Source organism: Nocardia sp. NPDC049526 (assembly GCF_044465765.1).
Taxonomy (GTDB): Bacteria; Actinomycetota; Actinomycetes; order Mycobacteriales; family Mycobacteriaceae; genus Nocardia.
This window is the reverse complement of record NZ_JBITMA010000022.1, coordinates 22,429-37,005: the sequence shown is the minus strand read 5'-3', so window position 1 is coordinate 37,005 and position 14,577 is coordinate 22,429. Positions and strand designations below refer to the sequence as shown.

At 66.3% G+C, this 14,577-nt stretch carries 9 protein-coding genes; 5 read left to right on the top strand and 4 right to left on the bottom strand.

What is annotated here, in order from left to right; translation table 11 throughout:
* Positions 1–92 precede the first annotated feature (92 nt).
* Entirely contained in the window at positions 93–1,541 is a 1,449-nt protein-coding gene (locus ACIBW7_RS39900) for a type VII secretion-associated protein (protein ID WP_397055781.1), read from the bottom strand.
* A complete protein-coding gene (gene eccCa, locus ACIBW7_RS39895) occupies positions 1,541–5,581 on the bottom strand; it encodes a type VII secretion protein EccCa (RefSeq protein ID WP_397055779.1) in 4,041 nt (1,346 codons plus the stop codon). The genes ACIBW7_RS39900 and eccCa overlap by 1 nt, the downstream gene beginning before the upstream one ends.
* A 174-nt stretch (positions 5,582–5,755) precedes the next feature.
* Between eccCa and eccD the strand changes: the two genes are divergently transcribed.
* From eccD to ACIBW7_RS39880, 3 genes are read left to right on the top strand one after another with little or no spacing between them, the layout of a single operon-like run.
* Entirely contained in the window at positions 5,756–7,222 is a 1,467-nt protein-coding gene (eccD, locus tag ACIBW7_RS39890) for a type VII secretion integral membrane protein EccD (protein WP_397055777.1), read from the top strand.
* Positions 7,219–8,625: a type VII secretion-associated serine protease mycosin gene (mycP, locus tag ACIBW7_RS39885; protein WP_397055775.1), complete on the top strand. Its 1,407-nt coding sequence runs from the start codon at positions 7,219–7,221 to the stop codon at positions 8,623–8,625. Before eccD ends, mycP begins: the two co-directional genes overlap by 4 nt.
* A gap of 60 nt (positions 8,626–8,685) precedes the next feature.
* Complete coding sequence (locus ACIBW7_RS39880) at positions 8,686–9,480, top strand: potassium channel family protein (RefSeq protein ID WP_397055773.1); 795 nt, start codon at positions 8,686–8,688, stop codon at positions 9,478–9,480.
* A 96-nt stretch (positions 9,481–9,576) separates the two neighbouring features.
* Here the strand turns inward: ACIBW7_RS39880 and eccB are convergent, their stop codons facing one another.
* A complete protein-coding gene (gene eccB / locus ACIBW7_RS39875) occupies positions 9,577–11,064 on the bottom strand; it encodes a type VII secretion protein EccB (RefSeq protein ID WP_397055771.1) in 1,488 nt (495 codons plus the stop codon).
* Between the two features lie 112 nt (positions 11,065–11,176).
* Here eccB and eccE point away from each other — a divergent pair, with 112 nt between their 5' ends.
* Complete coding sequence (gene eccE / locus ACIBW7_RS39870; protein WP_397055769.1) at positions 11,177–12,826, top strand: type VII secretion protein EccE; 1,650 nt, start codon at positions 11,177–11,179, stop codon at positions 12,824–12,826.
* Positions 12,827–13,009: 183 nt separating this feature from the next.
* Here eccE and ACIBW7_RS39865 read toward each other — a convergent pair whose 3' ends face one another.
* Positions 13,010–13,570 (bottom strand): NADPH-dependent FMN reductase, encoded by a 561-nt coding sequence (locus ACIBW7_RS39865; protein WP_397055767.1) that lies wholly within the window; start codon positions 13,568–13,570, stop codon positions 13,010–13,012.
* Positions 13,571–13,713: 143 nt separating this feature from the next.
* On the opposite strand from ACIBW7_RS39865, the gene ACIBW7_RS39860 reads away from it, so the two are divergent.
* Positions 13,714–14,556 (top strand): NAD(P)H-binding protein, encoded by an 843-nt coding sequence (locus ACIBW7_RS39860; RefSeq protein ID WP_397055765.1) that lies wholly within the window; start codon positions 13,714–13,716, stop codon positions 14,554–14,556.
* Positions 14,557–14,577 lie beyond the last annotated feature (21 nt).

Below are 14,577 nucleotides of genomic sequence, written 5' to 3'. Positions count from 1 at the left end.
GATACGAACTATTCGTGGCCCCCGGCGGTTTGCCGGGGGCTCGAATTGTTCATGCGCCGAGCGCAGCGAAACCCGTACTGGGACAACACCGTTCAGGGATTGACCTGTAGCGAGGCCGCGAACTGCTCGCAGGGTTGTTTAATCGAGTCGGTGCCACCGAGGTACTGGCATCCGGTGCTGACCTGAAGTCCGTGCTCGACCAGTACGTGCCAACTCACCGTCGAGCCGTCGCCCGGCTGTTCGGTGTAGGCGAGCCCGGACTTACCGCCGAAGACCACGTCGCGCTTCAGATCGCTCAGCTTGCCGTTCGGCTGCTGCTTCATCTGAGTTTCGAGATTGGCGGCGACCTGCTCGTATCCGGTATCCGGGGCGACCGGGGTCTGGATCAATGTGATGCGGGCACGGGTGCCATCCGACGGGACGAGGTCGACCCGCGATTTGGTGGGGTCGATGGCCTGCGTCAGGCGCCACCCGGACGGGATCTGAAAGCGTACGCGTCCAACGGTTTCCGATGATGATTTCGAGGTCGTCGGTGGTTGGGTGAGCGGCGACTGTGCGGTCGTGCCCGTGGCCGCCGATGTGCTCGCTGCCGATACCGCGGGAGTATCGTCCGAGCCGCCGAATGCGAATACGGCACCGGCAGCCACCGCGGCGACCACCAGCACTCCGGCAATACCAGCGATCGCATAGGCCTTGGTATTTCGACCGGGCGGCTGCATGGCCGCGGCCCGCTGACGCAGCGGCTGCATCCACTCGGTGCTCGGCAATGGTGCGACTTCGGGCTGATATTCCGATTCCTGCTGTGGTCCGCGCACCAGATCCGCGCCCGCGATCGGACGCACTTCGATCGCCTGTGTGCAGACCTGCTGCACCGCCGAACGGATCAGGTCCAGCTTCGCCGGATCGGAAACTCCGACGGCCTGAACAAAATCAGCTGGCTGACCCGCGAGCACGCGATCGATGAGCTCGCACAGATCGTAGAAGCCACTCGACTCCGGCTCGATATCGGCGACCGCGAGATTCGGTTCGTGCTCACATGATTCGATTCGGATGCCCTGATGGCTGCGCACCACGGCGGTCGCGGTGGTCGAGAGCGGGCCGCATTCCAAGACGACCGTGCGACGGCTGCGGGCGGTGCCGACATCGGCGATCACCGCGCGAATCGCCATGTCCTCGAACACCACATCCGCGGCGAAGCGGCGGGCGGCCTCGGCGAATACCGCTCGCCGACGACCACCCCATTCGGTCGGACACACGACGGTGAGCTGCGCACACGGAACCGGGACACCGAGGTTGCGCATTACGGTGCCGACTACCGAGCCCATCGCCTCGGCGAGACTCGGCACGCGCGGCAGCAAGGCGATCCGATCCGCCGCGACGTACTGGACGGCGGAGCTGACCTGTGTCGGCGGCGTAAGTGTCTCGCCGACAACGAGATCGCCGTTGCTGCCGAGCACCACCGACGGCGGCACATCCCAATGTGTGGCCGGACCGCGCGCCCATATTCGGGTGTCGGTCGCCACCAGATCGACGTTCGACATCACTCGGCCAGTGGCATCCAGGCCAGCTGAATCAAGCCCTCAGTATTGCGCGTGACGTATGTGCCACGCCCAGGCGGTTTGATACCGGGGCGGGTGGTGCCGAAGAGCACGCCCTCGTCCTTATTGCAGCTCATGACCAGGGCGGCCGAACCGAGATCCTTCATGCGCGCCACCGTCGCCTCGTACATGGCCCGGCTGGCACCTCCGGAGCGCCGCGCGATGATCACGTGGAAACCGAGGTCACGCGCATGCGGCAGGTGATCGACCAGTGCCGACACCGGATTGCCGCTGGAGGAGGCAACCAGGTCGTAGTCGTCGACGATGACGTACAGCTCCGGGCCACGCCACCACGAGCGGTCGCGCAACTGCTGTGGCGTGACGTCGGGTCCCGGCGTCCGCTGCGCGACATAGGCGGCGAGATCGGTCATGTTCTGGGTGAACTGCGGTGCGGTGGAACCGTATCCGGCGAGGTATCCGTCGGGCACGAGTCCCAGCATCGACCGTCGGTAGTCGCCGAGGATGAAACGCGCCTGATCCGGGGTATTCGACGCCGCGATGCTCTCGATGATCGACCGGAGCAATGTCGTCTTACCGCTCTCGGTATCACCGAGGACTATGAAGTGCGGGCTCTCGTTGAAGTCGAGGTAGACCGGGGCCAGCTCGGATTCGTTGATACCGAGCGGAATTCGCATGCACTTGACTTCCGGGTCGACCTGCGACGGCCAGTTGCCCGCGAGCTGCAGCAGTTGCTCGCGCGGCAGCATTTCCGGCAGCATCCTGGCCGCGGGCGCGGGACGGCCCGGGGTCAGTCGGGCGATGGTCGCCACCGCATCGGCGACGGCCTGGCCGAGGTTGTCCTGATTCGCGCTGCTGTCGATGCGCGGCAGACCGGTCAGCATGTGCAGGCACTCGGGCGTCATACCGCGCCCCGGACGGCCCTGCGGCACAAGCGAAGCGAACTTGCGGCCGAGATCGGAGTCCATGGGGTCACCGAGGCGGAGCTCGATGCGGGTGCCGATCTGGTCTTTCAGGGCGGGGCGGGCCTCGGCCCAGCGGGCGAGGGCGATGACCACGTGGACGCCGTAGGACAGGCCCTGGACCGCGAGGTTCATGATGGGCTGTTCGAGGGGGTCGAAATCCTGGCGGATGGAGCCGAAGCCGTCGATGACCAGGAAGACATCGCCGAAGGGGTCCTCGTGCGCACCGGCTGCGGCGGGGCTGCTCGCCGGGTCCATGGCGCGGAGGCGGCGGAATTCGGTCATCGACTCGATGCCGAGTTGACGGAACCTCGCCTCGCGCTGGCGGACGATGGTGGTCATCTCGGCGATGGTGCGGCGGACCTTGTCCTCGTCGAGACGACTGGCCACCGAACCCACGTGCGGCAGGCCTTCGAGGCTGGCCAGGGTGCCGCCACCGAAGTCGAGGCAGTAGAACTGCACCTGTTCGGCCGTGTGGGTGAGGGACAGGGCCATGATCATGGTGCGCAGAGCCGTCGACTTACCCGACTGCGGGCCGCCGACGACCGCGACATTGCCGCGTGAACCCGACAGGTCCACGACGAAGGGGTCGCGGCGCTGGTCATAGGGGCGGTCGACGATGCCCATGGGCGCGCGCAGCGTGGCGACGGCGGAGTATTCGCCGGTGAGCACACTGCGTGGGATGAGTTGGTCGAGGGTGGGGGCCTCTTCCAGGGGCGGGAGCCAGATCTCGTGGGCCGCACGGCCGTGGCCGCGGATGCGGGAGGCCAGCATATTGAGGTTGGAGATCTGCTCGCCGTCTTCGGACTGCGGTTCGGGATCGTGCGTCGGCTCGGACGGCAGCGGGACCCGGTCGACGGCACGGAAGTCGACGTGGGTGGCGGTGAAAGGGCGTGCCTTGATGTCGATTTCGCCGCCGGCGACACCGGCTTGGGTGACCTCGCGCTGGGAGCCGCCGCCGACGTAGGGGCCGGAGACGTAGGAGGCCTGGAAGCGCTGGATCTCACCGGAGTCGGATTTGAGGTAACCACCGCCGGGGATGCCGGGCAGGTTGTAGGCGTCGGGGACGCCGAGGACCTGGCGGGATTCGTTGGCGGAGAAGGTCTTCAAGCCGATGCGGTAGGAGAGGTGGCTCTCCAGCCCCTTCAGCTTGCCTTCTTCGAGGCGCTGCGAGGCCAGCAGCAGGTGCACGTGCAGCGAGCGGCCGAGGCGGCCGATCATCACGAACAGTTCGGCGAAATCCGGGTGCTGGGTGAGCAATTCGGAGAACTCGTCGAGCACGACGAACAGCGCAGGCAGCGGGTCGAGGTCGGCTCCGGCGGCGCGCGCCTTCTCGTATTCGGAGACGTTGGCGAAGTTGCCCGCCTGGCGCAGCACTTCCTGGCGGCGGTTCATTTCACCGGCCAGAGCGTCGCGCATACGGTCGACGAGGTCGGCTTCCTCCTCGAGGTTGGTGATGACGGCCGCGACGTGCGGTACGCCGTCCAAGCCGAGGAAGGTCGCACCACCTTTGAAGTCGACGAGCACCAGGTTCAGCTGGTCCGGCGAATGCGTGGCCAGCAGGCTGAGCACCAGGGTGCGCAGGAATTCCGATTTACCGGAACCAGTTGCGCCGATGCACAATCCGTGCGGGCCCATACCGCTTTCGGCGGCTTCCTTGATGTCGAGTTCGATGGGCGCGCCGTCCGCGCCGACACCGAAGGGCACGCGCAGCCGCTCGCGGCCGTAGCGGGGACGCCAGGCGTGCTCGGGATTGAATGTGCCGATATCGCCGAGCTTCATCAGCTGGGTCCAGGTCGAGATCACTTCGGCGTCATCGTGTTCGACATCGCTGCTGCGCTGGGTCGCGGCACGATACGGCGCGAGTCGGCGCGCGACCTGCTGGGCCTGCTGCGGGCTGATCCGGTCGATGAGCGCGAAACGCTCCTGGTTGCCGGTGGCGCCGCGGCCGACGCATTCACCGTTCTCCACCACCATCTTGATGCCGCGCGAAACCGCCAAACGCGGTGCGTAGCCGCACAAGTCGATGATGGTGACACCCTCGTAGCCGGATTCGCGAAGTTGGTCTTCTTCGGCTTCGAGCAGACCGCCGTCGACGACAATGACGATGTGCACCAGGTTGGCGTTGGCCGGCTGGTTACGGGAGTAGCGAACGCGGTTGGCCAGCAATGGATGCAGGCCCGCGGTGGCCTCCCGGATCGAACCGTAGAACATGCGCTGGGTGCCGATGCCGTCCTGCGCGTCCGGATGCTGGGTGTGCGGCAACCACTTGGTCCACTCCCATTCGCGGGCGGTGTCCGGGCCGCTGACGACGGCGATGAGCACCTGGTCCGGCGCCTGGAACATGCACAGCTGCAACAGCATTGCGCGGGTCATATCGCGGGCCTCGGCGCGGTCGCCGTCGAGCGCGATGGTCGCGAAGCCCTTGACCGCGATCGCGGTCGGCAGATCCGGAACTGTGGAGTGCGCGCGCACGAAGCGACGCAGCGAAACCGCCGCGATCGGCTCCAATTCCTCGACCGGGCCGGTCTCCGGCGCGACCAGACGGGTGGCCAGACGCTGTCCGCCGATGCCGATGCGGGCGTGGCAGAAGTCCTTGTCCCCGGCGCGGCGTTCCCACATGCGGGAAGTTCCGGCCAGCATCCAGATCAGGGCCGGTTCCGGATGGCTCCATTCGACGGAAGCGCGCTGCTGCGTGGCGGTCTGGTCGACGTCCTTGCGGACCTGATCGAGGTAGCGCAGGTAGTCCTTGCGGTCCTCGTTCGCCTCGGCCGCCTTCTGTCCCTTGCCGCCGCCCTGACCGGCGAACATGCCGACCATGGAGACGACCATCATCATCGGGAACATCATGCTCATCGGGTTCGATGCGATGCTGCCGCCCTGGGTGAACAGCAGCGCCATCATGCCGACCATGCCGACGACCATCACGACCGGCATCAGCTTCGAAACCAGGCTGCCCGGTGTCACCCTTGGGATTTCGGGCGGCGGCTGCAGCGTGACCTCGCCACCTGGCGAGCGCGGCATCTCGCGACGCGCACGCCGCTGGAACCGGACGGTACTCATCGAACGAGATCCCCCTCTTCGCAAGCTGCACTTTTTCGGCCTCAGTGTAGAGGGCACAGCTGACATGTCGTACAGTTCGACCAGCATTCTGCTGCCCGAACGGTGGGTTCGCAAGCTCGGCCCCCTCGCTCACGGGACGCGGAAATACGAGGTAGAGACCGAGTTGGGGGAAGCTTGACGCACGCGCGACTTGACCACATCGACGAAGAATCCTCGCGCGGCATCGTCCGTGCGCCCGACCTTGCCCGGGTCACGATTCTCGCGAAGCACACCCAGGTGGATATGGCGATTCCGGTCGATGTGCCGGTCGCACTGGTCATCCCGAGTGTCGTCGACATGGTCGCTCAACACAGCCGCACCAACGATTTCGACAATGAGGGCGAGCGCTTCGAGCCCGCCGAATGGGTGCTGGCCCGAATCGGCCATCCCCCCTTCTCCAATTCGCTGAGCCTGGGCGAGCACGGTGTGCGCGACGGCGAGCTGCTCATGTTGGAGAGCGCCTCACATACCGCGCCGACGCCGCTGTTCGACGACATCATGTACAACGTCGCGATCGCCGACGCCGATCACTACCGCAGCTGGACCCCGAAGGTCGCGCGGATCACCGGTTCGGTACTCGCCGCACTCACCATGATCGTGGGCTGCCTCGGTCTTTTGCTGTCCAAAGACGCACTGCCGGGCTGGATCAGCGGTTCGCTCGCGTTGACCGTGGCGATTCTGCTCGTGATCGCGGGCATGGTGCTCAGCCGGATGTACGGCGATACCTCGACCGCGCTGGTGCTCGGCGGCTGCGCGCTGCCCGCCGCATTCACCGCCGGAATGCTTTACGTGCCAGACGATTACGGCTGGGCGCATCTACTGCTCGGTTCGGTATTGGTCGGTGCGACAGCGGTCCTCGCGTGGCGCGTCACCGGCGTCGGACTCGCGCTGTTCATCGGCGCGGCCACGCTCGCGGTGTACGCGGTACCGGCCGCGCTGGTCGGCGTGCTCACCGACCAGCCGGAGAAGGGTATCGGCGCGGTCGTCGCCGCGCTCGGACTCGCGGGTCTTTCACTCGCGCCGCGGGTTTCGATGCTGCTGGCAAGCCTGCCGCTGCCGCCGGTGCCCTCCCCCGGCACCCCGATCGACCCGACCGAGGACGATCCGGACGATCACCGCGCGCTGCCGACCATGGACGCGCTGCGGGTGAAGTCGGAACGGGCCCGGATGTACCTGGCCGGACTCGTCTCGGCGACCACGCTGCTCTCGGTGGCGGGCGCGTTGGCGGGTGCCGATCCCGGCGCGGAGGATCCGTACTGGCCGGGTATCGCGCTTGCGCTGGTGACCGCGGTGGTGCTGATGTTCCGCAGCCGGACCTACGCGGGTGCGGAACAGGCCGTGGTGCTGATCGCGGGCGGCGCGTCGATCGTGCTGATCATGATGGTCGGCGTCGCCGTCGGCATGGAGCAGCCGCTGGCCGTCTTCGGTGCGGCGATGGTGGTGCTGGTCGCCGCGCTGATTCTCGGCATCATCATTCCGAATCAGTCCGCGACACCGCCGATGCGCCGTGGCGTCGAATTGCTCGAGTACGCGTTCGTGGCCGCCGTACTGCCGCTGGTGTTCTGGGTGGCCTCGCTCTACTCGCTCGTTCGCGGGCTGTGAACAGGCAGATGCGCGTCGCGGCGGCAGCCGTGGCGTTGGGCCTGAGCGCGTCGCTGGGGCTGGGGGCCGGTGCGGCTTCGGCGGATCACCCGCCCGCGGTGAATCCGGGTCTGCTGCCCGCCGGCGATCCGGCCGCACCACCTGAAAAGACCGAGCGGCCGGCGAATTCCGATTGCTCGAATACGGTGTCCGGCGGTGAGGGCGCGACGATTCCCACCGCGCAGCGCTCCCTCGATCTGGAAAGTGCGTGGCGGTTCTCCAAGGGTGAGGGCCAGACCGTCGCGGTCATCGATACCGGTGTCGCGCGGCATCCCCGGTTGCCGGGACTGATCGCCGGTGGCGACTTCGTGGCGAATTCGGGCGACGGTACCGAGGACTGCGACGGGCACGGCACTTTTGTCGCAGGCCTGATAGCCGCGTCGAAGATCGACGGTCAGGGGTTCTCCGGTGTCGCACCGGAAGCACGCATCATGACCATCCGTCAGACCAGCAAGATGTATCAGAAGGAAGGCCGGTCCAGGGAGCGCAATCCCGACGACCTGCCCGAGGGCTACGGCAATCTGGCCACCATGGCCTCCGCGATCCGGCGCGCGGCCGACGCGAACGTGAGCGTCATCAATATCTCCGAGGTGTGGTGCGGCTCGTCCAATGACGTCGACGGATCCATCGGCGCGGCAGTGCGATACGCGACGCTGGAGAAGAACGTGGTCGTGGTCGTGGCGGCCGGAAACCAGGACGGCTCCTGTAAGACCGAACAGCAGATCATCGATCCGCTCGATCCGTCCGCCGATCCGTGGCGGAATGTCAAGGTCAATGTGAGTCCGGCGCGCTGGGACGACTACGTGCTCTCGGTGGGCTCGATCGATTCGAACGGCGCACCGTCGAAGTTCACCGTGCCGGGACCGTGGGTGAGTGTGGCCGCGCCGGGCGAGAATATGGTTTCGCTCGACCCGCGCGGGACCGGGACCGCGACCGGCACCGTGAATCAGCAAGGGCAGCAGCAGGCGATGAGCGGGACGAGCTTCGCGACGCCGCTGGTTTCCGGTGTGGTCGCGCTGGTACGGGCCCGCTTTCCAGATATGAGTGCGTTGGATGTGATCAAGCGGATGCAGGCCACCGCGCATGCGCCCGCCGAGGGGTGGAGTCCGTATATCGGCTACGGCGCGGTCGATCCGGTCGCGGCGCTGACCGATGAGGTGAGCGGCACGCCGCTGCCGCCCAAGCGGCCGAGCCCGGCCAAGAGCGCCCAGCTCGCGGTGCCGAAACCGGCGCCGCCGCCGGACAATAGGGCCCGCAATGTCGCGCTGATCGGCACCGGGATCATCGGGACCGCTTTGGTGCTCGGCTACCTTGCCTCGTTCCCGATCCGCCGCCGGTTCGGCGTCAAGTCGGACGATATGTAGCGTCTTCGTGGCAAACGGCGGTACATAGGGTGTCGCACCCGATCGATACAGGTAGTTCCCATGCACGCAGTACAACACGACGGCGGACAACCGAGCCGTAGACAAGCCTGGGAACGCACGACCGGCATCCCGATGCTGGTGCTCGCCGTGCTCTTCATCGGTGTCTACGCCTGGCATGTGCTGGATACCGGAGCGTCACCGCGACTCGATGCCTGGCTCGAACGGGTCGACATCATGATCTGGGCGGCATTCGTCGCGGACTTCGGCATCCGGACCTGGCTGTCCACCGATCGCTGGCGATTCGTGCGTACGCATCCGCTGGAGCTGTTGATCGTGCTGCTGCCGCCGTTCCGTCCGGTGCGGTTACTGCGGGCGGCGCTGCTGGTGCTCGACCAGCTCAACCGCAATCGGGTGACGCGCGCTCGCCTCGCGATATTCGTCGGCACCAGTTCGGCACTCACACTGGTGCTGTGCAGTCTGGCGTTCTTCGATGCCGAATACGGCGCACCCGACAGCAAGATCCACAACTTCGGCGACGCGCTGTGGTGGTCCATGGTGTCGGTGACCACGGTCGGCTACGGCGATGTGTATCCGGTAACCGTGCAGGGCCGCATGATCGCACTGATCCTGATGACGCTCGGCATCGGCCTGATCAGCTTCGCCATCGGCACCACGACCAGCTGGGTGATGGACCAGCTGAAGGCCGTCGAGGTGACCGCCGACCGCACCGAAGTGGAGATCACGATGCTGGTCGAGGAAATCCGCGCGCTACGAAGCGAAGTCGAGGCGCTCCGGGCCGCCACCGCACCCGAGGGCCAGCACCTGACCGTCGAAGCTGATCGAGGCAACAGATGATTTTCGCGGCGCGGGGGTGCGACCAAACAAGCGCACCACGATCCGACGTCCTCGAGTATTCAGTCGCGACCGAGCGCTGGTCGGCGAACCAATCGCTCAATTCACCGAGGCGACCGGCGATTTCGAGGGTGAAGGGTCTGCGGCGACGCCGTCGTGGGCGACCATTGCATCCGCGCGGGACAGACTCGGACCAGCCGCGAGTAGGCCCACGATCGGCCACGGTGCTGGTTCGGCCTTGGTGCCCGAATCCGTGTCCATGCCGAGTGCCTTTTCGGCGTCGGAGTCCTTGATGCCGTAGCGGACACCGGTGTCGGCTATGTAGAACTTGCTGTCCTTGCGGCGGCTGTCGGGTTCGATGCCGGTGGTCTGGACGAAGGCGCCGGTGCCCGGCGGGATATAGACCGAATCGGCATTGGCACCGGAGCCGTCGGCCTGGGCGAGCGGTACGAGTTTGGCGTTGTCCGGATTCGGCAGTGCGACACCGGTGATTATCGACAGTTCGGCACGCTTGCCGCCATCCTTGTTCTCAGCGGCCGCAGCGAGCGGCTTCCACGACAGACAGCTGACGGGATCATCCTTGGCCTGGATGAGCGACGGCGCGGACTGTGGATAGTCACCGACCGCCAGCGCCCTGGAGACGTCCGCGCGGGTACGCTCGACCTGTTCGATCCAACTGTTGCTAGCTGTGGTCGGATTGCTATTGCGGATGATTTCAGCGGTCACCCGGGAGACCGGTTGCAGACCATCCCACAGCACGACATAGTTCAGGTCGGGCTCACTGGGCACCTGCACCACATCGCCGATCCGATGGCCGCTGACCGAGTAGCTCACCGAGCCGCCCGGGTTGGCGATCGGAGGCGGAATGATCGGCAGCACTTCGGGAATCGTATTGAGCAGACCCTCGCCGATCGGCCGGGCAGTAGCTCCGGTGATCCTCAATGCGTCGGTGACGGCCCGATCCTTGAGGTTGACGCGGGCGCGCTTGCCGTCGTAGACCAGATACGCCGAGTCCTTGCCCTGCACCAGCAGCGCCCGATCCTTACCCATGACCGAGGCCTTCTCACCGAGCGAGAGACTTCCGGCGAGCACCGAGGTGGTGAGATCCTTGCTGCCGTCCACCTTCATCTGGTCGCAGACGGTCCAGGTCCGGCCCTTGCCGTCCTTGTCGAAGCGCAGCGAGGAGGGTGCGCCCGGAATGCCGATCAGCTGGCCGCGTGCCTTCTTGCCGATCTCGGATTCCTTGACGATGACGGCCTTTTCCGGCGATCCCGCGGCCAACCGGGCCGAGGCGAGATTCAGCGTCGGATGCACCGCGTCGTTGATCACCACGTAGACGGCACCGGATTCCTTGCCGATCAGGATCTTGTTGCTGCCGATCTTGTCCTGCGGACGCAGCAGTGCGAGCACGCCGCAACCGGCCAGCACCACGATCGCCATGATCAATCCGGCCGCGTAGGCGCGGGACTGGGAGCGCATCGGATCGTGCAGCATGCGCACATCCCGGCGCACCAGCGCGTGTTCCATCCGGCGGACCAGGAAGCGGTAACCGCTCACCTGCCACCGTGTAGTGGGTTTTGAAGGCATGTTTCCCTCCCCGAACAATGCTCGTGTTCGCGGAACACAGTACAGTTCCCGAGGACTATTGTTCAGCTCGGCCGCTGCGATACGGCCGATACCGGGTACTTGGGGGACGACGATGGCCGAACAAGCCGGGGCGGGACCACGCCCGCTGCTCGGGCGCATCTCGCTGCGGAATCTGTTGATCGCGCAGGTGATCGGGCTCGTTGCCGGACTGCTCGCCGTGTTGGTCGGGCTCGCTGCCTGGCCCGCGTTGGGCGTCGCGGTGGTCGCCGGACTGCTGCCGCTGATCCCGATTGCCAAGCGCACCATCCTGGATTGGATCGCCACCTGGTGGCGTTACCTCACCCACGGCGATTACGAACTCGGCGATACCGTCGACTTCCGCGGCTCGGACGGTCGCTCGCTCGGGCTGTACTGGGACGGCAGCCGGGTTGTCACCGTCGTCGAGGTGCTGGCCCCCAAGGGCGGGCTGACCCGGATCGCTCGCACCACAGTGCACGCCTCGCATCTGCTGCCGCTGCCGGAATTGGCGAAATGTCTGAACCAGCACGACATTCTGCTCAGCGGTATCGACATCATCAGCCACGGTCATCGCAGCCGTTCCGGTACGCCCGCGGGCAAGATCTACGAATCGCTGCTGGGTCCGCTGCCGGCGACCGCGCACCGGAATGTGTGGCTCGCCATCAGCTTCGACGCGATCGCGTGCCCGGAGGCCGCAGCCCGACGTGGTGGCGGCAGTGAGGGGGCGTCACGCGCGGTAACCATTGCGACGCAACGCATTATGCGCACCCTGGAGGACGCGGACTGCAGCGCCCGTATCCTTACCGCACCCGAGATCCGCAAGGCGGTTCTGCAGGTCACGCAGGGCTTCGATCCGCGCACGCTGACTCATCGCTGGCGGTACGCCGAGATCGGCAACAGTGTGAACGTCGGCAGCGCGGTCGACCCGAAGCGGCTCGGCTCGGATCTGCTCTCGCAGCTTTGGGTTGCGCCGTCGCGCGGTACGACCGTCGCGGTGCGGCTGCGTCCGGGTAGTTCGGCGGAATCGGTGAGCATCGGCGCGGCTTGGCGGCTGACCACGCGGGAGCTGCCGGAGCGCACGAAGCTCAAGGGTCTCATCTCGATGAACGGGCGGCAGCGCGATGGTCTGCTCGCGCATCTGCCGCTGGCCATTCCGGATCTCGACGACGCGGTTCCGGTGACCGAGTATCCGATCGATGTGATCGGTGCGCTGCATCTGCCGTCTTCGGGTTGCGGTCAGCTGATCGGCTCCGATGACGAGGGGCAGGGCGTCGCGGTCCGCATTGTCGGTACCGGTATTTCGACGGTGTATGTGGCCGGTGAGTTGTATCTGGCTCAGCAGTTGGTGTTCCGTGCGTTGGCGGTCGGTGAACGCATCCTGATCCGTACCGACCGGACGCATGCCTGGGAGAACCTGGTGACGACCATCGGGAATCCGGAGCGGCTGCAGATCGCGGTGGAGACGCATCAATCCGATGCCGGGTTCACCGCGACGGTGGTCGATGGTGTGCTGGCACCCGCGCCGCACGCCGGTGTCACGACGATCTATGTCACCGGAGATCCGATGGGCTGGCCCGCGACTCGGCCGGACTTGTCGATCCACCAGCCGGGGGCCATCGGGAACCATGTGGTGCTGCGGACCGGGACTGCTCAGGTTGATCTGACGCTGGTGTCGATTCCGCGTGAGGCGACGTATATCGGGCATCCGCGAGGGCGGCGAGCTATGGCGGGAAGTCCGCAGTAGCGCTGTTTCGTTGCGCGGGATCGGCGCTGCGGGCGGCAGGTCCACCCCGACTGTCGAGGAGAGACGGAGCGGGCGTTGGTTGCGTTCCAGGTGTTTTACGAGGGTAGTGAAATGGTGGTTGTAGTCGGCGCGTCGAACCACCATTCGACTGCCGTCGATGGGCTCCGCGCAGGGGGTGCGCGGTCAGCCTGGGTAGGGGTCGGTGGTGCGAGCGGTGCGGAGAGTTCTTGCCCACCAGGCTAATTGGCGGATCAGGCGGTCGGCGGCGTCTATGGCGGCGCCGTCTTGGGTATTGCCTGATTCGTCGAATCGCTTTTTAGCCTGATGGAAGCTGACGGTTTCGCGGATGGAGACCATGTGGATTTCCGCGACTACCTGGCGGAGTTGTTCGACGGCGCGCAGGCCGCCGGAGAGGCCGCCGTAGGAGACGAAGCCGATGGGTTTGGCGCGCCATTCGTGTTTCGCGTTGTCGAAGGCGGTTTTCAGGGACGCCGGGTAGCCGTGGTTGTACTCGGAGGTGATGGCGACGAAGGCGTCGGCGGCCGCTAGACGCTGGCGGTAGGCCTCCACATCGGGGGTGAAGGTGAGGTCCGTGGGCAGTGGGGTCGTTATGAGATCGATGACGCCGGTGTCGAATTCGGGGGTCGTCTGGACCGTGCGCAGGAACCAGTCGGCGACCACCGGAGCGAATCGCTCCGGGCGCGTGCTGGCCACGATGACCTCTAGCCGTAGCGGAGTATCCACTGCGCGAGCCTAACTCGGTGTGCCGACGGTACGGTCGAGGCGGGTGCGGCGATCTCGATTCATTCGCGGGATCGGTCGGCGCTCGGCTCGGTGATTCCGCATGATTGGACGGGGCAACCCGGTGCGACTCTGGAGGAAACGGCATGATCCTGGTGACCGGCGCGACCGGCAATATCGGCACGGAACTGGTTGCGGCATTGAGCAATTCCGGCGCTGCCGTGCGCGCATTGGTCCGCGATCCCGCGCGGGCACAGCTGCCCGCCGGTGTCGAGGCGGTGACAGGCGACCTGAACCAGCCTGAAAGCCTGACCGAAGCCCTGGACGGGGCGACCGGAATGTTCCTGATGCCGGGCTATGCCGATACCCCGGACCTGCTCGCCCGCGCGAAGAAGGCGGGCGCCCAGCACATCGTGCTGCTTTCGGGTGGTTCGGCGGCGCTCGAGGATATGAACAACGCGGTCTCCGCGTATATGACGCAGGCCGAGCGAGACGTGCGCGAATCCGGCCTGGCGTGGACCTTTCTGCGCCCGCGCTCGTTCATGTCGAATGCGCTGCGCTGGTTGCCGCAACTCGAACTGGGTGATGTGATCCGCGCCCAGTTCCCCGATGTACCGGTCGCCGCAATCGATCCCGCCGATATCGCGGCCGTCGCGGCGGTCGCCCTGACCGGCAGCGGACTGGCCGGGCGCGTCCTCGAGCTGACCGGGCCGCGAGCGCTCGTGCCCGCCGATCAGGTCGCGGTGCTCGCCGAAGTGCTCAACCGGCCACTTGTCTGCCAGGGCTTGACGAATGCGGAAACGCGGGCCGAACTCGAGGCCTCCATGCCGCAGCACTACGTCGACGCATTCTGGAGCTTCTTCGTCGACGGCACCCTCGACGAATCCCAGGTCTACCCCACCGTGCAGGAAGTGACCGGCCGAGAACCGCGCACCTTCGTCCAGTGGGCCCACGCCCACGCCGAGGCCTTCGCTCCCCCGAAAGCGTGACCGATCACAGCATTCGACGAC

Excerpts from the sequence above, each read along its gene's own strand:
- ACIBW7_RS39900 (WP_397055781.1), bottom strand. The coding sequence starts at position 1,541 with ATGTCGAACGTCGATCTGGTGGCGACCGACACCCGAATATGGGCGCGC.
- eccCa (WP_397055779.1), bottom strand. The coding sequence starts at position 5,581 with ATGAGTACCGTCCGGTTCCAGCGGCGTGCGCGTCGCGAGATGCCGCGC.
- ACIBW7_RS39880 (WP_397055773.1), top strand. The coding sequence starts at position 8,686 with ATGCACGCAGTACAACACGACGGCGGACAACCGAGCCGTAGACAAGCC.
- eccB (WP_397055771.1), bottom strand. The coding sequence starts at position 11,064 with ATGCCTTCAAAACCCACTACACGGTGGCAGGTGAGCGGTTACCGCTTC.
- eccE (WP_397055769.1), top strand. The coding sequence starts at position 11,177 with ATGGCCGAACAAGCCGGGGCGGGACCACGCCCGCTGCTCGGGCGCATC.
- ACIBW7_RS39860 (WP_397055765.1), top strand. The coding sequence starts at position 13,714 with ATGATCCTGGTGACCGGCGCGACCGGCAATATCGGCACGGAACTGGTT.